Origin of the sequence: Flavobacterium sp. KS-LB2 (assembly GCF_036895565.1) — a bacterium.
Lineage (GTDB): Bacteria > Bacteroidota > Bacteroidia > Flavobacteriales > Flavobacteriaceae > Flavobacterium.
The window spans coordinates 663,141-689,616 of the sequence record NZ_CP145904.1; the positions used below are offsets into that span (position 1 = coordinate 663,141).

At 34.5% G+C, this 26,476-nt stretch carries 18 protein-coding genes; 15 read left to right on the forward strand and 3 right to left on the reverse strand.

The window, feature by feature from the left end:
• Positions 1-31 precede the first annotated feature (31 nt).
• Positions 32-1,318, forward strand: a complete 1,287-nt coding sequence (gene hemL, locus V5J73_RS02940) for a glutamate-1-semialdehyde 2,1-aminomutase (protein WP_338647498.1) — start codon at positions 32-34, stop codon at positions 1,316-1,318.
• Positions 1,319-1,382: 64 nt separating this feature from the next.
• Here hemL and V5J73_RS02945 read toward each other — a convergent pair whose 3' ends face one another.
• Positions 1,383-1,847 carry a hypothetical protein gene (locus tag V5J73_RS02945; RefSeq protein ID WP_338647500.1) on the reverse strand — a complete coding sequence of 155 codons (465 nt, stop codon included), beginning with the start codon at positions 1,845-1,847 and terminating at the stop codon, positions 1,383-1,385.
• Positions 1,848-2,080: 233 nt separating this feature from the next.
• On the opposite strand from V5J73_RS02945, the gene V5J73_RS02950 reads away from it, so the two are divergent.
• From V5J73_RS02950 to V5J73_RS02975, 6 genes are all read left to right on the forward strand, one after another.
• The gene (locus tag V5J73_RS02950; protein ID WP_338647502.1) at positions 2,081-3,895 is read left to right on the forward strand and encodes a hypothetical protein; all 1,815 of its coding nucleotides are present in this window, start codon (positions 2,081-2,083) and stop codon (positions 3,893-3,895) included.
• Positions 3,896-4,025: 130 nt separating this feature from the next.
• Complete coding sequence (locus tag V5J73_RS02955) at positions 4,026-4,367, forward strand: hypothetical protein (protein WP_338647504.1); 342 nt, start codon at positions 4,026-4,028, stop codon at positions 4,365-4,367.
• Positions 4,368-4,501: 134 nt separating this feature from the next.
• Positions 4,502-5,284 carry an MbnP family protein gene (locus V5J73_RS02960; protein ID WP_338647505.1) on the forward strand — a complete coding sequence of 261 codons (783 nt, stop codon included), beginning with the start codon at positions 4,502-4,504 and terminating at the stop codon, positions 5,282-5,284.
• A gap of 62 nt (positions 5,285-5,346) precedes the next feature.
• Positions 5,347-6,387: a cytochrome-c peroxidase gene (locus V5J73_RS02965; protein WP_338647507.1), complete on the forward strand. Its 1,041-nt coding sequence runs from the start codon at positions 5,347-5,349 to the stop codon at positions 6,385-6,387.
• A gap of 160 nt (positions 6,388-6,547) precedes the next feature.
• Positions 6,548-7,507 carry a transporter gene (locus V5J73_RS02970; RefSeq protein ID WP_338647509.1) on the forward strand — a complete coding sequence of 320 codons (960 nt, stop codon included), beginning with the start codon at positions 6,548-6,550 and terminating at the stop codon, positions 7,505-7,507.
• 201 nt (positions 7,508-7,708) lie between these two features.
• Positions 7,709-9,232, forward strand: coding sequence for a DUF4394 domain-containing protein (locus V5J73_RS02975; protein WP_338647511.1), 1,524 nt, complete (start codon positions 7,709-7,711; stop codon positions 9,230-9,232).
• 144 nt (positions 9,233-9,376) lie between these two features.
• Here V5J73_RS02975 and lysS read toward each other — a convergent pair whose 3' ends face one another.
• Positions 9,377-11,086, reverse strand: coding sequence for a lysine--tRNA ligase (lysS, locus tag V5J73_RS02980; RefSeq protein WP_338647514.1), 1,710 nt, complete (start codon positions 11,084-11,086; stop codon positions 9,377-9,379).
• 209 nt (positions 11,087-11,295) lie between these two features.
• Between lysS and V5J73_RS02985 the strand changes: the two genes are divergently transcribed.
• A complete protein-coding gene (locus V5J73_RS02985) occupies positions 11,296-12,078 on the forward strand; it encodes a hypothetical protein (protein WP_338647516.1) in 783 nt (260 codons plus the stop codon).
• 107 nt (positions 12,079-12,185) lie between these two features.
• On the forward strand, positions 12,186-12,905 hold the full coding sequence (gene lipB / locus V5J73_RS02990; RefSeq protein ID WP_338647518.1) for a lipoyl(octanoyl) transferase LipB: 720 nt from the start codon (positions 12,186-12,188) through the stop codon (positions 12,903-12,905).
• Between the two features lie 7 nt (positions 12,906-12,912).
• On the opposite strand, the gene V5J73_RS02995 is transcribed toward lipB, so the two are convergent.
• Positions 12,913-13,572 (reverse strand): ribonuclease HII, encoded by a 660-nt coding sequence (locus V5J73_RS02995; RefSeq protein WP_338647520.1) that lies wholly within the window; start codon positions 13,570-13,572, stop codon positions 12,913-12,915.
• A gap of 201 nt (positions 13,573-13,773) precedes the next feature.
• Between V5J73_RS02995 and V5J73_RS03000 the strand changes: the two genes are divergently transcribed.
• The 6 genes from V5J73_RS03000 (at position 13,774) to V5J73_RS03025 (ending at position 26,330) form a co-directional block, all read left to right on the forward strand.
• On the forward strand, positions 13,774-16,860 hold the full coding sequence (locus tag V5J73_RS03000) for a SusC/RagA family TonB-linked outer membrane protein (protein WP_338647522.1): 3,087 nt from the start codon (positions 13,774-13,776) through the stop codon (positions 16,858-16,860).
• 16 nt (positions 16,861-16,876) lie between these two features.
• Positions 16,877-18,505: a RagB/SusD family nutrient uptake outer membrane protein gene (locus V5J73_RS03005; RefSeq protein WP_338647524.1), complete on the forward strand. Its 1,629-nt coding sequence runs from the start codon at positions 16,877-16,879 to the stop codon at positions 18,503-18,505.
• 341 nt (positions 18,506-18,846) lie between these two features.
• On the forward strand, positions 18,847-20,796 hold the full coding sequence (locus tag V5J73_RS03010) for a S8 family serine peptidase (protein WP_338647526.1): 1,950 nt from the start codon (positions 18,847-18,849) through the stop codon (positions 20,794-20,796).
• A gap of 197 nt (positions 20,797-20,993) precedes the next feature.
• A complete protein-coding gene (locus tag V5J73_RS03015; RefSeq protein WP_338647528.1) occupies positions 20,994-24,050 on the forward strand; it encodes a SusC/RagA family TonB-linked outer membrane protein in 3,057 nt (1,018 codons plus the stop codon).
• Positions 24,051-24,062: 12 nt separating this feature from the next.
• Entirely contained in the window at positions 24,063-25,547 is a 1,485-nt protein-coding gene (locus tag V5J73_RS03020) for a RagB/SusD family nutrient uptake outer membrane protein (protein ID WP_338647530.1), read from the forward strand.
• 15 nt (positions 25,548-25,562) lie between these two features.
• Positions 25,563-26,330: a hypothetical protein gene (locus tag V5J73_RS03025; RefSeq protein ID WP_338647532.1), complete on the forward strand. Its 768-nt coding sequence runs from the start codon at positions 25,563-25,565 to the stop codon at positions 26,328-26,330.
• Positions 26,331-26,476: the final 146 nt, after the last annotated feature.

Genomic DNA, 26,476 nt, shown 5'->3' on the forward strand with positions numbered 1-26,476 from the left:
TAAAAAAATAACTATAATTCATAATTCATAAATGTTGTATAAAAGAAGCAGTCAGCTTTTTGCTGAAGCAGAAAAAGTAATTCCAGGAGGTGTAAATTCGCCAGTAAGAGCTTTTAAAGCAGTGGGTGGAACTCCAATTTTTGTCAAAAGTGCCAAAGGTGCTTATTTGTATGATGAAGATGGAAACCGTTTGATTGATTATATCAATTCTTGGGGGCCAATGATTTTAGGACATGCATACGAACCGGTTGTACAAGCCGTGATTGAAAAAGCAAAGTTAGGAACTTCATTTGGAATGCCAACAGAATTAGAAACGCAAATTGCAGCTTTGGCTGTTTCCATGGTTCCAAATATCGATAAAATTAGATTTGTGAACTCAGGTACTGAAGCCTGCATGAGCGCTGTACGGCTGGCTCGTGGATTTACCAAAAGAGATAAAATAATAAAATTTGCCGGTTGTTACCACGGTCATTCGGATTCGTTTTTAATCCAAGCGGGAAGTGGAGCTATTACTTTTGGTTCACCTAATAGTCCTGGAGTTACTGCAGGAACAGCTAAAGATACTTTACTAGCAAAATACAATGACTTAGAAAATGTAGCCACTTTAATCGAGGCGAATAAAAATGAAATTGCAGCTATAATCGTAGAACCTGTTGCGGGGAATATGGGTTGTATTCCACCTAATAAAGGCTTTTTGGAAGGCTTACGCCAATTGTGTACCGATAATGGAATTCTGTTGATTTTTGATGAGGTAATGACCGGTTTCAGGCTTGCTGCTGGTGGTGTTCAGGAATTGCTTAACATAACGGCTGATATTGTTTGTTTTGGTAAAGTAATCGGTGGAGGATTGCCTGTTGGTGCTTTTGCCGCTCGCGAAGAAATTATGAATTATCTGGCTCCGTTAGGTCCCGTTTATCAGGCAGGAACATTGTCAGGAAATCCATTGGCAATGGCCGCAGGATTAGCTATGTTACAAGCTTTAGATAGTGATCGTGCTATTTTTCAAAGATTAGAGGAGAAAACAGCGTATTTGGCTGCAGGAATTGATAAAGTATTGAAAGCAAATAATGTTGTCTTTACAATCAATACTATTGGCTCAATGATTTCAGTTCATTTTGATGCTGCTCCAGTAGTTGATTTTCAAACCGCAGCAAACGGCGATAATGAAACGTTCAAGAAATTCTTCCACGGATTATTAAAGGAAGGAATTTATATCGCGCCATCAGCCTATGAAACTTGGTTTATTACCGATGCATTAACGTATGAAGATTTAGATTTTACCATCCGAGCGATAGACAAAGTATCAAAAACATTTTAAATAAAAAAAGCCCCAAATTTGGGGCTTTTTTATGAACTAAGATGAAATAGTTTAAGTAAATAGATTATTTTTTATCACCCATTTTTGCTGGTTTTCTATTCTGATGGTATGCCATTCTTTTTTTCATTCCATTGTGTCTTTTTCCTTTCATGTCATCCCATTTTTTATATTGGTCTGCTGAAAGAATTTTTTTCATTCTGTCTTTCATAACAATTTGCTCGTCTAACATTTGGCTTTTTTTAGCAAAACGTTCGTCAGTGGTAAGTTGTTTTTTAGCCGAATCTTTACTAGCTTTTCTCTCAGCCATTTTAGCTTCTCTTTTGGCGCTTTGTTCCGCAATGATTTTACTCATTTCTTTTTGTTGTGAAGCATTCAAATCTAATTCCAAAGTCAATTTTTTCAAGTGCAATTGGTTTCTTTGCTCAGGAGTCATTTGCTCCATTTGGGCTCTCTCTGGTCTTGCTTTTCTTTCTTGTGCAAAGCTTGTCATTCCGACAACTAATAATGCAGCGATAAATAATTTTTTCATATGTATTGTTTTAAGTTTTATGCATATAGGACAAGGATAGGTTTGAAAAGTTTAATCGTTAACAAAAGTTTATCGTTTGGATTACAAGTGTAATAAATATTTCAATTGTAGTTTTCGGCATAAATGGCATTCAAAAAAAAGTGGATTTTGGTAATTTCAAGTATGATATTTATCAGTTTTTTTGCGATTTACTTTTTCGAATTTTGTGGTTTATTTATTAAATCATTTTTAGCATGACAAAAAATAATCCGCTTCATACTTTTCATATCCCGGTTATGGGACTTGCTTATACGATTGATAGTCCGATACGAGTGGCGAAGTATGGAATTTCATCTGTGATTTCAATTATGGATGATGAACTTATCGAAAAAATGAATGCTTTTTACAGTAAGAAATTCGATTTGCCGTATCAGGAAATTACCCAAAAAATACATGATTACCGTGCAGAACGCATTACTTCTTATTTGAATTTGGTAAACAAAATCGTAAAAGAAAAATTTGAAAATTTCAAAATTGAATTATCCGAAAGCAAATCAGCTTTGGAAAACTACATCGGGATGCTACCCAACAAATCAGCCATTAAAGTAGGCCTGCAAAACTTGATGGAAGATGGTTTCGCTTTCAAAGAAAACATCAAAAATTATCTGGAGAAAAACCTTTATCCAGGCGATATAGATGTTAATATTATGACCAAATTGGATAAGGATAATTTTATTAAAGACGAACAATTACCTAGTGCTTTCAATGATGCACATGCTGCGCTGCGAGGGTTTGTCAATAGTACATTAGAATCTTCGGTAGTTTTATCGGCTGGGATGAATCCAAGGTTATACAGCTATTTCGAAAGTTTTTCGGCCTTCTTTCCAGATTCGAATAACAGACTGAAAAAAAAAATTACGCTGAAAGTGAGCGATTTCCGTTCGGCGATGATTCAAGGGAATTTTTTAGCGAAAAAAGGACTTTGGGTTTCTGAATATCGAATCGAATCCGGATTGAATTGTGGGGGACATGCTTTTGCAACCGAAGGCTATTTGTTGGGACCAATTCTTGAAGAATTCAAACAGAAAAAAGAGCAATTAATTCAATCCGCTCATGAGTTGATGGTGAAAGCATTGGGGCAAAAAGAAATGCATGTTCCAGAACAGCCTTTGGATTTAAAAATCACGGTTCAAGGCGGCGTAGGAACTGCTGAAGAACACGATTTTCTGTTGGACCATTATGAGGTCGATTGTGTGGGTTGGGGTTCGCCGTTTTTATTGGTTCCTGAAGCAACATCGGTAGATAAACACACCAGAGATTTATTGGCTGGAGCCAAAGAAGATGATTTATACCTGAGTCATATTTCTCCGTTGGGAATTCCTTTCAATACGTTACGAGGAACGACGAATGAAAAATTGAAATTGAAACGAATTGAGGAAAGCAAAGCGGGAAGTTCATGTCCAAAACGATTTTTGGCGCTAAGCAAAGAATACGATGCGAAAGGAATTTGTACCTCTTCCAAAAAATTTCAAGATTTAAAACTGGAAGAATTACTGCTTCAAAAAGATATTTTAACTGCTGAAGTTTTCGAAAAAAAGAAAAACAGTATTACGGAGAAAGCCTGCCTTTGTGTCGGTTTAGCGAATGCTTCGTATCTTGAAAATGACATTAAGATAAAAGGACAGGCGCAAGGCGTAATCATTTGTCCAGGACCTAATATGGCATATTTTGATCAAGAAGTTTCACTCTCTAAAATGGTGCAGCATATTTATGGAAACGCGTCGGTATTGTCGGTCACAAATCGACCAAATCTATTTGTCAAAGAGTTAAAAATGTATTTGGATTATCTGAAAAATGAAATTTCAGCGGTTACTGAAGAAATAACGTTGGGACAAATCAAAAAATGGAATTCGTTCAAAAATAATTTGCTTATAGGAATCGGATATTATGAGGATTTATTCGCAGCAACTCCTTTTTTCGAAAGCACCAAAAATGAGATTTTCAGTCAGTTTAATTCGTATAAACTGGAATTAAACGAGATTGAAATCCCCGAATTAAAATTGGCGTAAAGCATTCAAGTATTTGGTTTTGAATAGAGTGATTTTATTTATGATTATTCTATTCAAAACTATTTTTTATCAAACAATCATTTAGTAATTTTGCACGGTGAAAAAAATCATATTTATAATTGTATTGATCATGCTTATAAAGCCAGTTCTTCCGGTTTTAGAGTATGTCGTGAATTATGAATACATTTCAAAAGTACTTTGTATCAATAAGGACAAACCTAAAATGCAATGTAACGGAAAATGTCATTTGATGAAAGAATTAGCCAAAGCTTCTGAGGCTGAAAAGCCACTTTCTTCCGATAAAAAAGGAAATGCTCCTATACTTGATGTGATCATTTTTGAGGAAATTAAATCTTTCGAAATTGCAGCAGTTTTTTTTGATACCAAAGAAAAAATGAACCCGCATTATTCTAATTTATACTTTCATTTGAATAGTGCTTCTGTTTTTCACCCACCCACTTTCATTTCATAAATTTTTAAGCATGTAGTATGCTTGATTTCTTCTGTTCTAAACAACAGATGAACATTTGTTTGCTTTTTTTGGAAATAATAATCCAAAAATGGCATGCGAAATAGTACTTATATTCAAAATAAAAACTTTAAGAAATGAAATTTCAATTAAAAAATATACTAGCTGTAATGGCTATCTCAGTTACCTTGTTTTCTTGCTCTAATGACGATGATAATGAAATGATTACCGGAAACGGAAATCTAAAATTAGAATTTGACAACGTGTATAAATCGGCTAATTTTGCTTTTAATACGAACTACACCAATTCGAATGCTGAGGTTGTAGCGGTTTCAAAAGTGAAGTACATCGTGAGTAATATTGTCTTGACAAAAGAGGATGGAACTACCTTTACGTACCCAAAAAGTCAAAGCTATTTTATTGTAGACGAAGCTACGCCTGCAACATTAGTATTGAATCTTTCAAACATTCCTGCTGGAAATTACACTAAAGTAAAATACGGAATTGGAGTCGATAAAACCCAGTGGGAAGCAGGAGCAACGGGTCAAGGAGATTTCTTGGCAACAGCCCAAACTGCCGGAATGATGTGGTCTTGGAGTGCAGGTTATAAGTTTGTGGCTTTCGAAGGTACTTTTACAGCTCCTACGGTAACAACGGCAAAAGAATTTATGGTGCATACCGGACAAACCGGAACCGATTATAATTACACGGAAGTTACTTTGAGTTTTCCTGAAAATGCGTTGGTAAGAACCACAATTACGCCTCAGGTACACATTATGACTGATTTATCTCAAGTAATTGACGGAGCTAATAAAATCAATCTTACGGAAGCGGCAACCGTTATGGGTGGAGCTAAACTAGCTTTGGTTACTGCCAACGTTTCTTCAATGTTCAAAATAGATCACGTTCACAACGATTAATTTTTTAATCAAAAAGCGGTTGGAAATTAAATCTCCGACCGCTTTTTAAAAAAAAATATAAAATGAAAGCAAAATATATCATATTGCTCATTTTTCCGTTGCTGTGGTCTTGTTCTGCTGATGAAAGCGAAAATTATCAGGACGTTCCTTTGGACTTTCAGGTTCCGGCAAATTTCCCGCCTTTGGCATACGATCTGGCGAACAATCCACTCACCGAAAAAGGATTTGAACTTGGGAAAAAGCTTTTCTACGACGGCCGATTGGCTTCGGATGGGATTGTTTCCTGCGGATTTTGTCACATTCAGGAAGATGCATTTACACATCACGGACATACCTTGAGTCATGGTGTTGATGACGCTATTGGAACCCGAAACACGCCACCAATCCAGAATTTGGCCTATCAAACTACTTTTATGTATGATGGAGCAACATCACATTTGGATTTGCAGCCTATTATTCCGTTCACAAGTCCTATAGAAATGAATGGCGATTTTGCGAAAGCGATTGCTATGATGAAAGGCGATCTAGTGTATCAGAAATTATTCAAAGTTGCTTTTATGGATGGACAAATCAATTCCGAAAACATGCTCAAAGCCTTGGGACAGTTTATGGTTATGGTGACGTCCTCGAATTCCCGTTTTGACAAGTACCGTCGCAATGAATCTGGCGGAACGCTCACGCAAGACGAGAAGGAAGGTTATGGCATTTTTAACCAAAAATGTTCTAGTTGTCACGCCACAGATTTGTTTACGGACAATTCCTTTAGAAACAACGGTTTGTCAATTGATCCCGCGTACAATGATATCGGGCGTTTTCGCGTGACGGAGTTGCATCAGGATAAGTACAAATTCAAAGTGCCAAGTCTTAGAAACATAGAAAAAACAGCTCCTTACATGCACGATGGACGCTTATTTACATTAGAAGCCGTTATGGATCATTACAATTCAGGTGTAGTTAATTCAGCTACTTTAGATCCCATTTTGAATAACAACGGATCACTCGGAATTCCTTTGACAGCAACAGAAAAATTAAAAATTATTGCTTTTCTAAAAACATTGACAGACACGCAATACCTAACGGACAAACGCTTTTCTGAATATTAATTTCAGAAGCTATTTCCTGCTGTACACTGCAAGTCCTCGCTGCAAAAGCCGTTTTTCTATGTCCTGAAAAGAGCTTCCTCCAGTCGCTTTTTCAGGACAAGAAAAACAAGCTTTTATCGCTCCGGGCTTTCCGTTTCCATCAGGGCTAAAAACAACAAACATGAAAAAATACACATTACTTTTAGTACTTCTTTTTCAATTGGCAAACGCCGCCGAAAAAGACAGTTTAAATACCGTAAATCCATTCACAAAATACCATTCCTTCCTTGAAGAAGAGGATTTTTGCGATGCCTGTGGTTGCTCCGCCAGTGGCGGAAGCATGGGATTCGCCTCGATGTTGAACTCTAATTTCGTTGGGATTCGGTATTTCAATCAACAATACAAATCCATGGATGGTTTGTACAGCAATTCGCCTTGGTACAAAGAAAATTTCAACACTGTTCAGGTTTGGGGCCGAATCCCGGTTAGCGAAAAGGTTCAGGTTTCGGCATTATTACCGTATCATTTTCATGAAAGAGAAACCGCAACTGGCAATAAAAGCATCAATGGTATAGGCGATATCACTGTTTTGGCAATGTATCGTATGTATCAAACCCATAAAGACAGTACGTTTTTCGTACATACATTACAATTGGGAGGTGGAATAAAAGCGCCGACCGGAAAATTTAATGAGGCAAATTCCGGAAGTATAAATCCCAGTTTTCAGGTAGGAACAGGAAGTTGGGATTATCTTTTGGCAACTGAATATGTGGTTAAAAGAAAACAATTTGGTTTAAACTCGATGCTGAATTATGTAATAAAAACAGAAAATCAAAAGAGTTACCGTTTTGGAAATCAATTGAATTATGCAGGCACCTTTTTCTATTTGTACGAAAAAAATAGTTTTTCTATTGTTCCACAACTTGGTTTTGCCGGTGAAGTCTATGAAAGTAATTATCAATACAATCAAAAATTAAGAAATACAAGTGGTGATATTCTTTTCGGAAAAGTAGGATTTGAGGTTGGGAAGGATAGACTTTCTTTTGGAGCTAATGTCATGTTACCCATCAATCAAAATCTTACTGGCGGCAATGTAGAAGCGAATTATCGCTGGAGTGTCAATTTGAATTATAGTTTGTAAAACCAAAAAAGTTTATTGAAGTTTTTTAGTTATTGGTGTTATGTTCTCATGATGACTTGAGTCCTCTTGTACCGTAAAAGTTGAAGGTATTTTTTACTCTTTTTATATGTTACAATTTAGTAGTTATGTAAGTTTTTTTAAAATTTTAAAACCATAATGAAGTACGTTTCGTATGTACTAACATAACTAAATAAATAAATGATGAAAAACAAACAACAAAATTTAGGATTTGCGTCCATAATTGGACTAGCACTGTTATCTTTTACTGCAATTTCATGTAATGATGACGATAATAATGGAATGATGATGCCTGTTGCGGCACCTGACGTTAACTTTACGGCATTAGCTAGTAACAACACCATTCTTACATTCAATGCAAGAAATTTAGCTACTCCAACTTCAACCACTCCAATTGTTGGTTTACCTACATCAGAGAGTATCGTAAGTATTGATTACAGACCTGCAACAGGGCAGTTATATGCCTTAGGTTCTTCTAGTCGTTTGTATTTTATAAATGAGAAAAGTGGAGTTGCAACAGCATTAGGTGCTGGATCTTTTTCTCCTATTGTTGCGGGAGCTAACGCTTCATTGGATTTTAATCCAACAGTAGATAGAATTCGTTTGGTAACAGAATCTGGTCAGAATTTAAGATTACACCCGGAACTTGGAACTGTTGTGTCAACTGACGGAGTTATTAATGGTGGTACAAATCCTAAAATTGGTGCGGTAGCCTACACAAATAGTATGGCAGGTGCAGCAACAACGATGTTGTTTGATATAGATTTCGAACAAGACAAACTATATGTTCAAACACCGCCAAATGATGGTGGACTTCAACTTGTTGGTGACTTAGGCGTGAACTTTCAAGGTGTAGGGGACATGGATATTTTAGCAGATAATTCAACTGCTCTTGCTGTAACAAATAATGCTAGTGTATCCACTTTATATACAATTGATTTAACTACTGGAAAAGCAGTTAATGTTGGTAAATTCACAGCTCCAGTAATAAGCATTGCGTTCAAGACTAACCCAATTGCATATGCAACAACTTCCGGAAATATGTTAGTTCGCTTTAATCCTACAAGCGGAAATAATAATTCTGTTGCATTAACTGGTTTAGCTTCAAACGAAAGTATTGTCGGTTTAGATTTTAGACCTGCAAACGGAGGTTTATATGCTATTTCAAATCAAAGCAGATTGTTTTCTGTGAATACAGCTAGTGGAGCATTAACAGTAATTGGTTCTCCTTTATTAACGGCATTGTCAGGTACTTCTTTTGGTTTTGATTTTAATCCAACAGTAGATAGAATCAGGTTGGTGAGTAATACAGGTCAAAACTTACGTTTACACCCAGATTTAGGAACAGTAGTGTCAGTAGATGGTAATTTAAATCCTGGAACACCATTTGTGAATGGAGCTGCTTACACCAATAATATTGCTGGAGCTACAACAACTACTTTATTTGTAATTGACTCACAAACTGATATGATGTATCGTCAAGACCCACCAAACAACGGGACATTAGTTGCTATTGGAGGTTTAGGGGTAAATGTTGATGCTGATAGCGGATTTGATATCGGTGGAAACAGTGCTGCTGCATTTGCTTTATTGAAAGTAAATAATGTTACATCAGTGTACAGTATTAACTTGGCAACTGGCGCAGCTACTAAAGTTTCCGATATAAATATTCAAGCTACAGCAATGGCTGTTGGTTTAGGATTCTAAAACTAAAATATTCTTTAAAAAAAGTCGGCTCTTTGATTAGAGCCGACTTTTTTATTGAGCCGAAACAACATCAATATTATTGTAGAGATAAAAAAAGGAGCTTCAATTGAAGCTCCTTTTTTATAAATATATTTCCCGAATAAATTACTCTTTCAATCTACACGCTTTTGTATCTCCATCAACAACTACTTCAGTCAATCCCAAAGAAGATAAGTTTTTCATGGCTTTGTCCCATTTTTTACCACTCAATCCAGAATTAATTTTAAGTAGACCAAATTCCATTTGGTTATTGTTAGTTTGCAATAACACAACAATCAATTTCTCGTCGTCTTCTAATTCAATTTTCACTTGTTTTTTCTCTGGTCTCATTTGTGGAAACAATAATACTTCTTGGATAGAAGAATTATTGGTCAGGAACATCATCAAACGGTCCATTCCAATTCCCAATCCAGATGTAGGTGGCATTCCGTATTCTAAAGCTCTCAAGAAATCCTCATCGATAATTCCGGTTGCTTCATCATCTCCTTTTTCAGATAAGCGCATTTGCTCTTCAAAACGCTCTCTTTGATCAATTGGGTCATTCAATTCAGAATAGGCATTTGCCACTTCTTTTCCACAAACCATCAACTCAAAACGTTCTGTCAATTCCGGATTGTCTCGGTGTTGCTTGCAAAGCGGGGACATTTCCTTTGGATAATCCGTGATGAAAGTAGGCTGAATATAATTCCCTTCGCATTTAGCGCCAAAAATCTCATCAATTAATTTTCCTTTACCCATGGTTTTATCCACGTCAATTCCCATTCCTCTTGCGGCATCAAATAATTCTGCTTCATTTTTTCCTGAAATATCAAATCCAGTAAAATGTTTGATAGAATCCGTCATTGTAACTCTTGCATACGGAGCTTTGAAGTTCACAGTGTGTTCTCCAAAAGTCGCTTCGCTGGTCCCGTTTACACCAATGGCGCAATGTTCCAATAAGTTTTCGGTGAAATTCATCATCCAGTTGTAGTCTTTGTAGGCTACATATATTTCCATGGCAGTAAATTCCGGGTTATGCGTTCGGTCCATTCCTTCATTACGGAAGTTTTTCGAAAACTCATACACCCCATCAAAACCACCAACAATCAATCTTTTTAAGTACAACTCATTTGCAATACGCATGTACAATGGCATGTCAAGCGAGTTGTGGTGCGTGATAAAAGGACGCGCTGCAGCACCACCGGGAATCGGTTGCAAAACAGGCGTTTCTACCTCAAGATACCCTTTGTCATTAAAAAAAGAACGCATCGCATTAAACAATTTAGTTCTTTTGATAAACGTTTCTTTTACATGGTCGTTTACCGTTAAATCTACGTAACGACGACGGTATCTTTGTTCCGGATCAGCAAAAGCATCGTGTGTTTTTCCGTCAGCATCCGTTTTTACTACAGGTAGCGGCTTCAAAGCTTTCGCTAAAACCGTCAAACCATAAACATGTACCGAAATTTCACCCACTTGAGTTTTAAAAACCGTTCCGCGAACCCCAATAAAATCGCCAATATCCAATAGTTTTTTGAAAACCACATTGTACATTGTTTTCTCCTCATCCGTCGAAATATCATCTCTCGAAACATACACCTGGATACGTCCTTCAGCATCTTTCAATTCTGCAAATGACGCCTTTCCCATGATACGTTTACCCATCAAACGTCCTGCTAAAACAACTTCTTTTCCTTCGTACTTCTCGAAATCAGCTAGGATTTCGCTGGAATAAGCGGTTGTGATAAATTCGGCTGCTGGATAAGGCTCAATACCTAAATTGCGTAATTCTGTAAGTGCTTCTCTGCGTAATATTTCTTGTTCGGATAATGCCATTTTATGCTGATTTTAAGAGCGCAAAGATACTATATAAGTTTTAAAATGTAAAGTTTAAAATTCAAGGTTTTTTGAAGCAGAATATTTTGTTTTTTCAATACGATTTGTCCCGCTATTCACTCTATCTTTTTTTCTTGTTTGAAAAAAAACAAGAAAAAAAGGATGCCGCTGCTATCGGGGCTATGCTACCACTTTTATTTTCGAAAAACATGAAAAATAGTACAAATCATGTATATTTGAAATCAAATCATTTTGCAAACATCCCAATGAAAAAATATATTGCGTTATTTTTATTAGTATTTTTAAATAGTTGCCAAGTTACAGAAACCATATATTTAAACGAAGATGGAACTGGAAAAATTGAAATAAATGAATTGCGGGATGAACATAGTTATATGCAATTGATGGGTGAAAACTACTCCAAAGAAGATGTTTTTAGAGATACTACTTATGTTTTTCAGGATTTTATAACGAAACATTCCGAAACCTTTTCTAGATTACCAGCATTTGAAAAAGCTATTTTTCAAAAATTTGGTACGGTAAAAGTACATATCAAGAAAAGCTCGTTTGAAAAAGAATTTCGAACAACAATCACGCAAAATTTCACTAAAATAGAGCAAGTAGCTGATCTATATAAAACGGAAGAATATGCTGATGACATCGAAAATAATTATGCATTGGTTGCCGAAGAACATTATTATAGTGTGAACTATGCTTTTGACGGAAGTGTTTTTAAAAGGATAGTGAAAATTACTGATCCGATTGAATTAAAGAAACAGCAGGATAAGATTGAAGGGTACAAAACGCAAGTTTCTAAATTTAAAATCACGCAACCTTATGTTCTAAAATATCATTTTCCCAGAAAAATAAAATCGGTGTCCAATTCGAATGCAAAAATCAGTGAAGATAGAAAATCATTGGAATTACAATTTCTAATAGCAGATTGTTTGGTAAATCCTGAGAGTACGAATCTGGAAGTTGTTTTAGAGTAACTTAATTGGAAATTTTTCTTGGCTGTAACTTCTCTTAAAAACTTTGTACCTTTGCAATTCAAAAATAAGTGGACGAAATAGGATTGCTTCGTTCCTCGCAATGAAAAATGAATAAAACCATCCAACTTCAAGATTTAGGAACTAAAGATTATAAAGCAACTTGGGAATACCAGGAAGAATTGTTCAAAGGAATCGTTGATCTGAAAATTCGAAATCGCAGAGAAGAACTCGAATTAGAGACGCCTAATTATTTTCTTTTTGTGGAACATCCACACGTTTATACTTTGGGGAAAAGTGGTGATTTAAGTAATTTGCTTTTATCTGAAAAACAATTGGAAGCCAAAGGAGCAACTTTTTATAAAATCAATCGTGGTGGCGATATTACCTATCACGGGCCTGGGCAAATAGTAGGATATCCAATTATAGACTTAGAAAATTTCTTTACTGATATCCATAAATACTTGCGTTTTCTGGAAGAAGCTATTATTCTTACGCTGCAAGAATATGGAATTGTTTGTGGTAGAAGCGAAGGTGAAACGGGAGTTTGGTTAGGTGCAGGAACTCCATTTGCAAGAAAAATTTGTGCTATGGGTGTTCGCGCTTCCCGTTGGGTAACCATGCATGGATTTGCACTAAATGTAAATGCTGATTTGGGTTATTTTGATAATATCATTCCGTGTGGTATTCGCGGTAAAGCGGTAACTTCATTAAACGTAGAACTTGGCGTAGAAAAAGTCAATGAAGAAGAAGTCAAAGAAAAAATCCTGAAACATTTCTCCATTCTTTTTGAAGCGACTTTTGAGAAATCTGCAATCAAAAATCATTAATCTGCAATCAAAAATCAAAAGTATACTGTTCCGGTAATAAACGAAATGTCATTCGGTGGTATTTTGTTACTCCGTAGATTCGTATTGCTTCTCGATGTTCTTTGGTAGGATATCCTTTATTTTGTTTCCAATTGTACATTGGGAATTCCTCATGAATACGATTCATATATTCATCCCGATATGTTTTTGCTAATATGGAAGCGGCCGCAATACTCAAGTATTTTGAATCTCCTCTAATAATACTGGTATTTGGGATTGAATTTAGGAACTCAATTTCAGCATCGGTAAAAATCTTTCCTCCGCGATTTTTAATTCCTCCTTTTGGAATCAATGGACTATTTCCGTCTACAATGATGGATTCAGGTCTTGGGTCCAGTTTTAAAATACTTTCCTGCATTGCTTTTATGGAGGCATTCAAAATGTTTATTTCGTCAATTATCAAAGGTTCAAGATGTGTTACTGCAAATGAAACACATTGCTCCTCTATAATAGGTCTCATTTTTTCTCTGGCTTTTTCCGACAATTGTTTGCTGTCATTTAATGTATGGTTTTGAAAATCAGCGGGTAATATTACCGCTGCAGCAGTAACAGGTCCTGCAAGGCAACCCCGGCCTGCTTCGTCAGTTCCAGTTTCTAAATTTGGTGTTAAGAAAAATGAATATAGCATAAAAAATGATTTTAGCAAAAATATAGTTTTATGCTTAATTATTCGCAAAAAAACAGTATATAAGCATAAAATATCGATATTATGTGCTCTTTTAGTTTTAAAATTATAATAAAAATAAAATATGTTAATTTTTGTAAATAGTTGGTATTTTAAGAATTTATTATGATTTTTGTGAAATAACTAATTCAAAATAAATTTAATATGAGATCAAAATTCAAATGGATTTTTTCGTTGCTATTGGCATTGTCAATGCAATTTGCTTTTGCACAAGAAAAAACTGTTACTGGTGTGGTTGCAGATGCTACTGGACCTATTCCAGGAGCAAATGTTGTTGTTAAAGGTACAAATAGAAGTGCGCAAACTGATTTCGATGGAAAGTATTCCATTAAAGCTAATTCAGGAGAGGTATTAGTGTTCTCATTTGTTGGTATGAAAGATGTGACAGTAAATGTTGGTACTTCTTCTACAGTTAACATTAAAATGGAGCAAGCTGACAATACACTAGAAGAAGTTGTGGTTGTAGGTTATGGGACTCAAAAGAAAAAGAATCTTACAGGTTCTATTTCGCAAATTAAAGGAGAGGCAATAGCTAGTTTAGCTACTCCTAGTTTTGAATCTCAATTGGCAGGTAGAGCTGCTGGAGTTCAGGTTACATCTAATTCAGGTGTTTTGGGGCAAGCGCCTAGAATTAGAATTAGAGGAATTGGTTCAATTTCTTCTGGAAGTTATCCTTTGGTAGTGGTAGATGGTGTGCCAATTTTCACTGGAGATGTTGGGGGATATGCAAATACTAATGCTTTAGGAGATATTAACCCAGCAGATATTGAGTCTACAGAGATTTTAAAAGATGGTTCGGCAACGGCTATTTATGGATCAAGAGCTTCTAATGGTGTTATTTTAATTACAACCAAAAAAGGGAAAGGTGGTAAGTTTAGAGTGAACTATAATACGTACACTGGAGTTGCTACGCCAATTGATTTTTTAGATTTGTTAGGTACTAAGGATTTTATTACAATCCAGAATGAAAAAAGATCAAATAGAGCTGCTTCACCATGGGCTGCAGGAACAGCATTTAATACAGATTGGCAAAAAGCGGTACTTCGTTCTAATGCTTTTCAAACAGATCATAATTTATCTCTTTCTGGTTCTACTGACAAGACAAATTACTATTTTTCTGTTGGATACAATGAACAAGAAGGTATTGCAAAAGCAAATAACCAAACTAGATATAATGTAAGAGCTAATGTCGATCAAAAAGTTAAAAGTTGGTTAAATATTGGTGTGAATGCTGCTTTGTCAAGAACGCAGAATAATGGTTTGAATACAGGAGCTAACTCATTATCAGGTTTAATGTTTAATGCAATGCGTCAATTGCCAAATACACCTGTATATGACGCTACGAACCCAACGGGTTACAATATAGCAGGAGCAAGTGTAGGTCAAGGAGAAAACTTATCTGTAATAGGTAACAATTTACCAAATATTGTTTATGTATTGGATAATAATATTTACAGATCAAAAATTGATAGATCTTTAGTTAGTCTGTTTGCAGATTTTAAAATTTTACCTAGTTTGAATTTTAAAACTCAAGGAAGTGTTGATGCTATTGGCACAGAAGGGTTTCAGTATTTAAATCCAATTAATGGAGATGGTGCTGGAGTAGCTGGATTAGTTAGAAATAATTTTACAAATTTAACACGTTGGAATGTTCAAAATATTTTGTCATACAATAAGACTTTTGGAGATGTTCATAATATCGGAGCTACTGCAATTTACGAAGCACAAAAACAAAAAGTAAATTCTTTCTTTGGTGGAGGTAATGGTTTATCTGATACTTTCTTTAATCAAGGTTTGATATCAGGATCATACGCAACACAAGTATCTGGAGGATCAATATCTGAAAACGGAATTATTTCATATGCAGGTAGATTGACATATAATTATAAAGAAAAATATTTCCTTCAAGGATCTTTACGTAAGGATGGTCTTTCGTCATTGCCCTCTGCTAATAAGTGGGGAACTTTCCCAGGAGTTTCTGCAGGATGGAGCGTAAGCAAAGAATCTTTTATGACACCTTTAGAAAATGTTGTTTCTGAATTTAAGTTAAGAGCTTCTTATGCAGAAGTTGGTAATACTGATATTGGTAATTATCCTTATTTAGGCTTGTATAATAATTCAAAATATGCTGAATATAATGGTATTGCCTATTCTCAGGCGGGTAATAATCAATTAAAATGGGAGACTTCGGAGAAGTTGGACTATGGTGTAGATTTAGCTTTTTTAAATAATCGTTTGAAATTTACTTATGATTATTTTATCAATAACCAAGACGGTTTGATTTTAGCTGTGCCTCAGCCTTTGTCTTTAGGAGTTCCTGGAAACTCAATATCACAAAATATTGGTTCTTTGAAAAACTCTGGACATGAAATATCAGTTGAAGCTTCTCCTTTTAGAAGTGAAAATTTTGAATGGACATTGTCAGCTAATTTATCTTTAGTAAAAAGTAAAGTAAATACTTTAGTGAATGGTCAAGATATTAATTATGTTGATGCAGATAATTTTAATACTGGAAACAATATATTAAGAGAAGGTGAGTCACCTTATGCTTTGTATGGTTTTAAATATTGGGGAGTAAATCCTGCTAATGGTAATCCAGTTTATTATAAAGCTGATGGTTCATTAGTTCAGGGAAATATCGATACTCAAGCATATAGAGTTTTTGATCCAAACAATCCTTCAGATATTTCGGTAGCTTCTTCTTTGAGTACATCTGATAAAAGTATTTTAGGAAGTGTACTTCCTACTTATTTTGGAGCGTTCAATTCTAACATGAGATATAAAGATTTTGATTTAGGTTTCATGTTCCGTTTTAGTGGTGGTAATAAAATTCACAATTCAACTAGACGTGATGCATTAACAATGAACTTCAATAACAATGGAACTGAAATATTAGGAAGATGGCAAAGTGCTGCTAATCCTGGTGATGGATGGACTCCAAGATTGAGAGATGATAGAGAAACTTTTATCAATTTAAATCAAGCATCTACTCGTTTTGTTGAAGATGGTGATTATATCAAATTAGATAATGTAACTTTAGGTTATAATTTGCCAAAACCAGTTTTAGAAAAAATTGGAGTTGATAAATTTAGACTTTTTGTACAAGGTCAAAACTTATTAATTATTACAGACTATAAAGGTTTAGATCCAGAGATGGAAATTACAGGTATTGATTTAAATGGTACTCCAAGATCTCGAGTATTCACTATTGGTCTGAATGTAGGTTTCTAATTTAAAAATGAAAAAAATGAAAAATAAAAATAAATTTTTATCCTTATGGAGTGCTAAAATAGCAGTTCCATTAATGGTGGTTTCACTCTTGTTAGTCTCTTGTAGTGAAGAAAATACGATCGAATTAGATCCTTTCAATAGTATCTCAGAAAATGTTGCTTTTGAAACTCCAGCTTTAATTGATCTTTCGGTTACAGGGATGTATAATGGTGCTCAATTGGGTAACTTTAATGGTGCTGGAGCGAGAGGATATGTATTTGGAGCGGCTTACATTCAACAAGGTGACAATAGAGGCGAGGATGTTGTTAATTTAGCTGCATTTTACCAATTAACTTATACAGGTACTTATGATCCTACAACAGCAAATAATGTGTACTATTGGGCAGATGCTTATCGGTTAATTAATAGAACCAATATTGTAATTGAAGGTGTTGAAAAAGCAGCTGCAAGTGGAATTATTACTCGAGAAATTGCAAATGATTATATAGGTCAAGCAAAATTTTTCAGAGCGATTGCGCATAATGAATTGTTGATTTTTTATGCAAGACCTTTTCAAGATAATAACGGCGCTAGTTTAGGGGTTCCTTACAGAGAGATTCCTTATAATACTCCTGCAAATATTGCACTTGGTTTAGCTCAAGGTAGAAACACTGTGGCTGAGTGTTACACTAAAATTCTTAAAGATTTAAGTGATGCAGAAACACTACTTTTTTCAAAAAATGCACGAGTTGGTGCTGCTAAAATTGAAAGAATTACTAAAGAAGCAGCAATAGCATACAAAACGAGAGTTTATTTGCACATGCGTGATTGGAATAATGTAATTACTGAAGGATTAAAGTTAAACGGTTTGTATTCTATGACTGCAAATCCAGACACTCCTTTTGCGAGTAATAGTTCTAATACAGAATCTATTTTCTCTATTGCAAATGGAGCTACTAATAATCCAGGTGCTAACGGTGCTCTAGCGAATATGTATCACCCACCAATTCCAGCAGCCTCTAATGGTCGTGGATTAGTTGCTATTAGCCCAATTATTTGGAGAGATCCGAGTTGGTTGATTGATGATAAAAGAAGAACTGAGGGGACTATGGTTATAACTGGTATTGGAAGTTATTATCCAAATTCTAAATTCACTAAAAAATATAAAGATGGTGTGAATAAAACAGATGCTGCACCTATTATCAGATATGCTGAAGTAGCATTGAATATGGCTGAGGCTTATGCTAGAAATAATGATGTTGTTAATGGTTTGGCAAGATTAAACTCTGTTAGAAATAGATCTTTAGCTGATCCAGCAACTCAGGCATTTACAGCAACTACTTTTTCGTCAAATATTCAATTATTAGGTGCTATTTTGAAAGAAAGAAGAATAGAGTTTCTTATGGAAGGTCGTCGTTGGGCTGATATTCATAGATTGCAAAATGATGCTAATTTTCCAATAGCTGGTGTTCCTGCAAAAGCTGCAAATGGAGGTTTTGCTAGTGCTTCAACGGCTTTAACTGCATACGCATTAGGCACTCCTTACACAGGCGCTTTAGGTGTTAATGCAATTCCTTATGACAACTTTAAGTTTTTGTGGCCTATACCGCAATTGGAATTGGATTCTAATCCAACATTGAGAGATCAGCAAAATCCAGGTTACTAAATATGTTAATAATTCATTATTAATATTAATAGGGTAAGCATTTATATCATTTGTTAGCCTTATTAAAAAGTATCCTGAGTTATTATTATTATTATAAACAGCTATAAGAATTTATTCTTGTAGCTGTTTTTTATTATAGAATAAAAAAATAAAAAATAATTGATATTTTAATATTGTAATTTGAAACCTATAGAAGTTGTTTTCTTTCGTTTCCTTAATTAAATGGTTTCTAAATAAGAAGTTTATTAAATTAATGACAGTATCTAGTATTTTTTTTTAACATAAAGAAGTTATTTTTTATTTTAAATTAGCACACAAGAAAATCCATTTAAATTCAAATCATGAAAAAAAATACTTTTAGAATATTAATGTTGTTTGTGCTGTTTTTTTCTATTTTTTCCTATTCACAAAATGACAAGGAAAAAAATGTTATTTTAAATCAAACTAATGTTTCAAACCTTAAGAAATTGAAAATAGAATTAGGTAAGAGTCGAATAAAAAAATATGAAAAAGCGGTAACAGTTGCAAAACAAAATGGTTGGCCAATTAAATTTACTAGTGCTGATGGAAATTTTGCAGAAATAAAAGAGGTTACTGATGAGGGATTTCCATTGTATCGTGTAACTAGAAATGAAGGGTCAGCATTTACCTCTAGGGTAAATAAATTACGCACTAATGGTGGATTAGGCTTGAGTTTAACTGGTAATGGATTGTTTGTTGGGGTATGGGATCAAGACAATGCAACTATCACACATGAGGATTTTGGAGGTAGAGCTTTTGTTTTTGATAATAATACGAGTCCAACTTCTTTTCATTCAAGTCATGTTACCGGAACGATGATTAGTTCTGGTGCAAACTCAACCGATGGGCTAGGCCGAGGTATTGCGTATGAGGCGTTTGCTTATGTTAGTAATTGGACTCGGGATTTGGAAGAGATGACGGAATTAGCTACAAATAATGGTTTGTTGCTGTCTAATCATTCTTATGGACTTCTAGCAACTAGTGCAAGTTTTCCAGAATACATTTTTGGTGCTTACAGGAATGATTCAAGGGATTTAGATCAAATAGCTTTTGATGCGCCGTATTATCAGCCTGTTATTGCAGCTGGGAATGATAGGAATAAAGTTCCTAATATTAATGCTGCAAAAGATGGATATGATTTATTGACGGATTTTAGTACTGCAAAAAATGCTATTGTTGTTGCTGCTGTAGAAGGTTTGGGGGTTAATGGGTATGTTAATTCAAGTAGTGTTGTTATGTCTAATTTTAGTAGTTGGGGTCCAACAGATGATAATCGTATAAAACCAGATATTTCTACAAAAGGAGTCAATGTATTTTCAACAACTAATGCAGCAAGTAATAAAGGCTATGGAACGATTTCAGGGACTTCAATGGCTGCCCCCGGTGTGACTGGTACCTTATTGTTGCTTCAAGAGCATTTTAGAAATATTACTAGTGGGTTCATGCGATCTGCTACATTGAGAGGTTTGATGATTCATAGTGCAGATGAAGCAGGAGATGCTGATGGGCCAGATCCAAGATTTGGTTGGGGTTTGATAAACGCTGAAAAAGCAGCGTTATTGATTTCTAATGCATATCAAGCAAACAATAAAGTTTTGATTCAGGAATTTGATTCAAGAACAACACCTTTGATGCAAGGGACTTCTTTTACTAAAACAATAAAGGCAAAGGGTACAGAGCCATTGGTAGCTACTATTTCTTGGACTGATCGTGCCGGGTTGACTAATACAAGTACTGTTGATTTAACAACTCCGGTCTTGATTAATGATTTGGATATAAGAATTACAAAAAATACAGAAGTTTTTTTTCCATGGCGTCTAAATGATATCAAAAGTCAGCCAGCTATTAGAGCGGATAATACTGTTGATAATATTGAGAAAATTGAAATTAATAATCCTGTTAATGATTTCTATACCATAACAGTTAGTCATAAGGGAAATCTAGTAGGTAATAGCCAGGATTTTTCGTTAATAGTTTCGGGTATAGATGAGAGTAACTTAGCAACTAATGAATCTGATTTTAAAGCATTAAATGTATGGCCTAATCCAATGAATGATTTTGTTAATATATCGGTTCTATCAGATCTTTCTGATGAAATGTATTTAGAGGTTTATGATATTTTAGGAATTAGACAACTTTCTAAAAGAATAGATTATTCAAATGCCGGTTTTGTTAATTCAATACAAGTGAATTCTCTTAAAAAAGGGCTTTATATTTTTAAAATTATGCAAGGAAAAAAGCAATCTATTTGGAAAATATTAAAAAATTAAACTAAATATTGTTAAAATTTTTCTTTTAATATTTTTTTTATTTAAAAAAATCAGAATAAGCAATAAACAAGTTAAAACTTATGTTTTTGATGAAAATGTATCATAATTTTAAAATTTTTCAATATTAACTATTAAATGTTTGTTAATTAATAATTAATTAATAGTTTTGTTTTTTAACTAACTCAAAAAAAATATTTATGAAATCAAAGTTTACTTGGATTCTTACGTTATGTTTAGCGTTTTTTATTCAGTTTTCCTTTGCGCAAGAGAAAACTGTTTCGGGTGTTGTTACTTCCAAATCCGATCAAATGACTATGCCAGGGGTAAATGTTGTTGTACAAGGTACAAGTCGTGGAGTACAAACCGATTTTAATGGTGCATTTTCTATTAAAGCTTCCGTTGGAGAAAGATTAGTAATTTCTATTGTTGGGTCAAAACCTGTTACTGTTGTGGTAGGTGCTCAAAATAGAATTAACGTTCAGCTTGAAGATGATACTACTGTATTAGAAAATGTTATTGTTGAAGGTTACAATGTAACAAAAACAAAAGCAAAGTCTAACGTTGCCTCAGTAACTGTTAGTTCTAAAACTATTGAGGGGCGACCTAACGCTTCTTTTATTCAAACCTTACAGGCGCAAGTTTCTGGTTTGAATATTACATCAGGAACAGGGCAGCCAGGGGGGAATAGCCAAATTATTATCAGAGGTACAGGTTCTATCAATGGTAAAGTTGAGCCATTATTCGTTATTGATGGAATTCCTTTGAACTCTGATAACTTTAGAAGTATCAATCCAGACGATATCGAATCAGTTTCGGTTCTTAAAGATGCTGGTGCAACTTCTATCTACGGTAATAGAGGTGCTAATGGTGTAATTATTGTTAAAACTAAAAAAGGTAGTTTTGATTCGGCATTGAACGTTAAGTATTCCTCTACTACAGGTTTTTCAACTTTGCAGAAAACAAAATATAACTTGATGAACTCTCAAGAATTGCTTACAACTGAAAGAGCATTTGGTAGAGGTAGAGGTTTTACGAATGGTCCTAATGGTGGTCCAATGACAGATGCTCAAATTGCAGCAGCAGTAAATACAGACTGGAATGACTACTTTTTTAGAACTGGTGTTACTCAAAATCAAGTTTTGAGCTTGTCTGCTGGTGGAAAAAATATGAGCTCGTTTACTTCTCTTGGATATTTTGATCAACAAGGTATCTTGAAAGGATCTGATTTGAAAAGATTTAGTTTTAGAAGTAATGTAAGTGGTAAATCAAATAATGATAAATTAACATATTCAACTACTACATCTATCAACTTTTCTAGAAGAAACGAAGCTAACGCTATTGGTACAGGAGGTGTAAATCAGAATTATGTTCTTGGTGCTAATAATAGTGCTCCTTATATATCACCAGATGATTATAGTACTAGCCAACAGCTTTTATTAGATTACCAAACACAAGGTGGAACTTTATTATTAACTCCATTATTTCTTGTTGATAAGCTAAAAACTTTTGAAAATAGAATTGATGAGTTAAAAGGTTTGATTAACCTTGAAGGTGGATATAAAATTACCAAAGATTTAAGTCTTGGTACATCCATAGCTTTAGATTATACTCAACAAAATTTGTATACATGGCAAAGTCCTACGGCTTTTAATTCACTACTTTTTGCTGGTGCTGCAACTGCACCTGAATTTGAAGACCAGTTATTTGAAAGAGACGTGGCTATCACCTCAAACACACGTTTGAATTATAATCGTACTTTTAATGAAAAGCACACTATAAATGCTGGGGCGTATCTAGAGTACATAAAATCTCACAGAAATGGTTTTAATTTTAGACAAAGAGGTTTAAATCCTAAAACTACTTCTCCAGGAGCTGGTACTGGTTATATTTTAGATGGTCCTACTAACGATAGATTTGTACCTACAGTAGGTGCTTTTAAACAAGAAACAGGTTTGTTCTCTTATTTTGGTACTGCTGATTATGATTATGATAGTAAATATGGTTTTGGAGCTACTGTTCGTAGAGATGCTTCTTCAAGATTCGCAGGAGATAACAGATGGGGTACTTTCTACTCATTTAGCGGTCGTTGGAATATTGATAAAGAAGCTTTCATGCAGGGTTCGGTAATTAATGCACTTAAACTAAGAGGGTCTTACGGAACGTCTGGAAATCAAGACGTTTTGAATGGAACTTATTTGGCATTAAACAACACTAGGGAGTTATATACTACTGCTGTTGGGTACAATGGTACTCAATCTTTTGTACTATCACAGTTAGCTGTTCCAGATTTACGTTGGGAAAAAACTGCTCAAGCAAATATTGGTGTTGACTTTGAAGTTTTTAACAGTAGATTGAGTGGTTCATTTGATGTATATCAAAAAAGAACAACTGATTTATTTATTCCGGTACCTTTATCAGCTATTAATGCGACAGGTTCCGTGAACTCTAATTTTGGTTCACTAAAGAATGAAGGAGTTGAAGCTACATTGAATTATGATTTGATTAAAAGTAATACTGGTTTTAATTTGACATTAAATTTTAATGGTTCTTACAATAAAAATACAATCCTTGACATAGCAGGTACTACAGGATTAATTGATAATGGTACAACAGTAATTCAAGAAGGACAAATTATAGATGAGTTTTTTCTTACAAAATATCAAGGAGTTAATCCTGCTAATGGTAATTTACTTTTCTTAAATGCAGCTGGTGAAATTACAGAAAACCCTAATCCTACTGTTGATAGAGTACTTACTGGCAAGTCACGTGTTCCGTTGTATCAGGGAGGATTTGGTTTTGACTCAACTTACAAAGGTTTTTTCTTAACTACTAATTTTTCGTATGCTGCTGAAGTGTATAGAATTGATTTTGATTTACAAGGATTACAGAATCCAACTAATAACGTAGGTGTATTTAATGTTTCGGCTGATTTATTAAATGCTTGGACTCCTGATAATAGAGTAACAGACATTCCGTCTTTGAGAGCAGCTAATTATGCTGCCCAAAATAATTCAGACCGATATTTAATAGATGCTTCTTATGTAAGATTAAGATTCGCATCTTTTGGATATGATGTTCCTAAAAAATTATTAGAAAAAACACCTTTCAAAACAGTTAAGGCATTTATTCAAGGTGAAAATTTAGTTACATTCTCTAAATGGAGAGGTTGGGATGCGGAAAGCCCACGAACTGCCGATCAATACCAATACCCTACTCCAAAAATAGTTTCTGTAGGATTACAATTAGAATTTTAATATAAAAAAGATATGAAAAAAATTAATTTTATTTTATTCGCATTGATAATTTCATTTTTCTCTTCTTGTGAAGATGCGATTGATATTATTCAGCCTGGTGAATTAGGTCCAGATGTTACTTTTCAAACCGTAGAGGATTTACAATTTGGTTTAAATGGTGTTTATGCTGCTGTTGCAGGTGAGAATGCAATATCTTTTAGTACAGTTTTTACAGATGAAGTTGCTATTGGTTTTGCTAATGGTGGACAAGGTTTAAACGGAGGAGAGTATGTTTTTAATCTAAATGCAGCCTCTGGTGATGCAGCAGTAATATGGTCTTCTAATTATGCTTTAATAAATAGAGCAAATAGAGTTATTGCAGGAGCTGCTCTTATTACACCAACAGCAGCTACAAAAGCTGCATATGATGATATATTAGCTCAGGCACACATATTGCGAGCATGGGGACACTTTGTATTGTTGAGTCATTTCACAACAAATATGGCTGATGATAATGCTCTTGGTGTAATTAAATTGGATTTTGTTCCACTTGTTACAGATCAGTTACCAAGAAATACAAATGGTGAAGTTTTTGCATTAATCAACGAGGATTTAAATTTTGCTTCTTCTTTATCTGCTACTTCAAATGCTAATACGTCACGTACGTTCGTTTCAACGGATTTTGTAAAAGCTTTTAGAGCTAGAATGGCTGCTTACAGAGGTAAATATGCTGAAGTTACTGCTTTAGCAGATCAATTAATAGCTTCTTACCCTTTGACACCAAGATCAGCTACTGTTGCCGATCAAAATACCTCTTTGTATTTAAATATTTGGACTGATGTTGCAATACCTACTGCTACTCAAAATGAGGTTATATTTAAGCTTGAGCGTGTTCCAGGGAATAGATTGATAAATGCTATTTGGGCATCTGTAAACAGTACTGTGAATGGATCTCCTTTTTATGAAATGAGCACTAGTTTATACAATTTATTGAATAATACAAATGATATTAGAAGACGTGCTTTTTTAAGTCCTAGTTCTGATCCAGCTACTAATAGATTAGTTATTGGTAAGTACCCAGGTTCTGGTGGTATTGTTCAGTTGAATGATGTTAAGATCTTTAGAACTCCAGAAATGTATTTCTTAAAAGCTGAAGCGCTTGCTGATGCAGGAAATTTTGCTGGTGTTGCTGCGCAATTGCAAGCGGTTACTAACGCAAGATTTGTAGCTGGTACTGCTCCAGTTATTCCAGTTCCTACTAGTGCTCAAGCTGCTTTTGCTGAAATCTTGAAGCAAAGAAGAATAGAATTGTGTTTTGAAGGGCATCGCTACTTAGATCTTAAACGTTTGGGAGTTAGAGCAGGAGTAACTATTGATAGAGCTCCAGAAGATTGTAGTATTTTCAATGCTTGTAGTATTCCTAATACAGACTATAGATTTACTATGCCTATTCCTGTTGGTGAACTTAGTGCTAATACAGGTATAAAAGATCAACAAAATCCAGGTTATACTAACTAATTTAATTGTTTTATTATGAAAAAATATTTATTAAAAATAACCGCAATTGCCCTTTTTATGGGGGTAATTGCAGGTTGTGAAAGCGAAAGTGTAGTATTTGATAATGTAAATGGCCAAGAAGGCATCCAATTTTCTACAAGAAGTTATAATATTACTGTTCCCCCTGCAGGGACAAAAGTTACTATCCCAGTAAGCGTTACCACTATTTCTAATTCAGATAGAACTTTTCAAGCAGTTGCGGATGATAAGTCAACTGGTGCAGCTGTTTCTTATTCAATCGGTACTGCAAATATTCCGGCTGGATCTTATGAAGGAACTTTAGATGTTAGTTTAAATACTAACTCGTTATTAGATGGTGTTGCATATTCATTGCTTGTAAAGTTAGTAGCACCTGTTGGAGGTTCTGCTTTTAACAATGTGGCAACTATAAATTATAATAAAAAAGTTGTTTGTAATAATGTTGTACTAACTGTAACAACAGATGCTTACGCAGAAGAAACCTCTTGGAAAATAGTAAACGCAGCAGGAACAGTTGTGGCGTCTATACCTCCAGGAACATATGGACCTGCAGCATCTACAGCTAGTAGAGGAAAAGTGTATACTCATAATATTAATTTACCAAACGGTAAATATTCTCTTATAATGGAAGATGTTTATTGTGATGGACAAAATGATGGAGCTTACGAAGGAAGTTATAAATTAGACTGTTCTATTATTAAGCATGCGTCAGGTACTGGAGCTTATGGATGTACAGAAGTAACTAATTTTGAAATTAATCCGTAAAAAAGTTATCAAAGAATAATTAAGAGAGTGTTTTGTAACTAACAAAACACTCTTTTTTTTGCAATTTTTTTTTTTGTATCATTGATTCTATTGTTATAAAATTGAGAATTAAACAAAATAAAAAAGGCTTTTTTTCGTGAAAGAAG

Coding starts and splice junctions, on each gene's coding strand:
- lipB (WP_338647518.1), top strand. CDS start 12,186: ATGAATAAAACCATCCAACTTCAAGATTTAGGAACTAAAGATTATAAA.
- lysS (WP_338647514.1), bottom strand. CDS start 11,086: ATGGCATTATCCGAACAAGAAATATTACGCAGAGAAGCACTTACAGAA.
- V5J73_RS02965 (WP_338647507.1), top strand. CDS start 5,347: ATGAAAGCAAAATATATCATATTGCTCATTTTTCCGTTGCTGTGGTCT.
- V5J73_RS03025 (WP_338647532.1), top strand. CDS start 25,563: ATGAAAAAATATTTATTAAAAATAACCGCAATTGCCCTTTTTATGGGG.
- V5J73_RS03015 (WP_338647528.1), top strand. CDS start 20,994: ATGAAATCAAAGTTTACTTGGATTCTTACGTTATGTTTAGCGTTTTTT.
- V5J73_RS03020 (WP_338647530.1), top strand. CDS start 24,063: ATGAAAAAAATTAATTTTATTTTATTCGCATTGATAATTTCATTTTTC.
- V5J73_RS02945 (WP_338647500.1), bottom strand. CDS start 1,847: ATGAAAAAATTATTTATCGCTGCATTATTAGTTGTCGGAATGACAAGC.
- hemL (WP_338647498.1), top strand. CDS start 32: ATGTTGTATAAAAGAAGCAGTCAGCTTTTTGCTGAAGCAGAAAAAGTA.
- V5J73_RS02960 (WP_338647505.1), top strand. CDS start 4,502: ATGAAATTTCAATTAAAAAATATACTAGCTGTAATGGCTATCTCAGTT.
- V5J73_RS03005 (WP_338647524.1), top strand. CDS start 16,877: ATGAAAAATAAAAATAAATTTTTATCCTTATGGAGTGCTAAAATAGCA.
- V5J73_RS03010 (WP_338647526.1), top strand. CDS start 18,847: ATGAAAAAAAATACTTTTAGAATATTAATGTTGTTTGTGCTGTTTTTT.
- V5J73_RS02955 (WP_338647504.1), top strand. CDS start 4,026: ATGCTTATAAAGCCAGTTCTTCCGGTTTTAGAGTATGTCGTGAATTAT.
- V5J73_RS03000 (WP_338647522.1), top strand. CDS start 13,774: ATGAGATCAAAATTCAAATGGATTTTTTCGTTGCTATTGGCATTGTCA.
- V5J73_RS02970 (WP_338647509.1), top strand. CDS start 6,548: ATGAAAAAATACACATTACTTTTAGTACTTCTTTTTCAATTGGCAAAC.
- V5J73_RS02950 (WP_338647502.1), top strand. CDS start 2,081: ATGACAAAAAATAATCCGCTTCATACTTTTCATATCCCGGTTATGGGA.
- V5J73_RS02985 (WP_338647516.1), top strand. CDS start 11,296: ATGAAAAATAGTACAAATCATGTATATTTGAAATCAAATCATTTTGCA.
- V5J73_RS02975 (WP_338647511.1), top strand. CDS start 7,709: ATGAAAAACAAACAACAAAATTTAGGATTTGCGTCCATAATTGGACTA.
- V5J73_RS02995 (WP_338647520.1), bottom strand. CDS start 13,572: ATGCTATATTCATTTTTCTTAACACCAAATTTAGAAACTGGAACTGAC.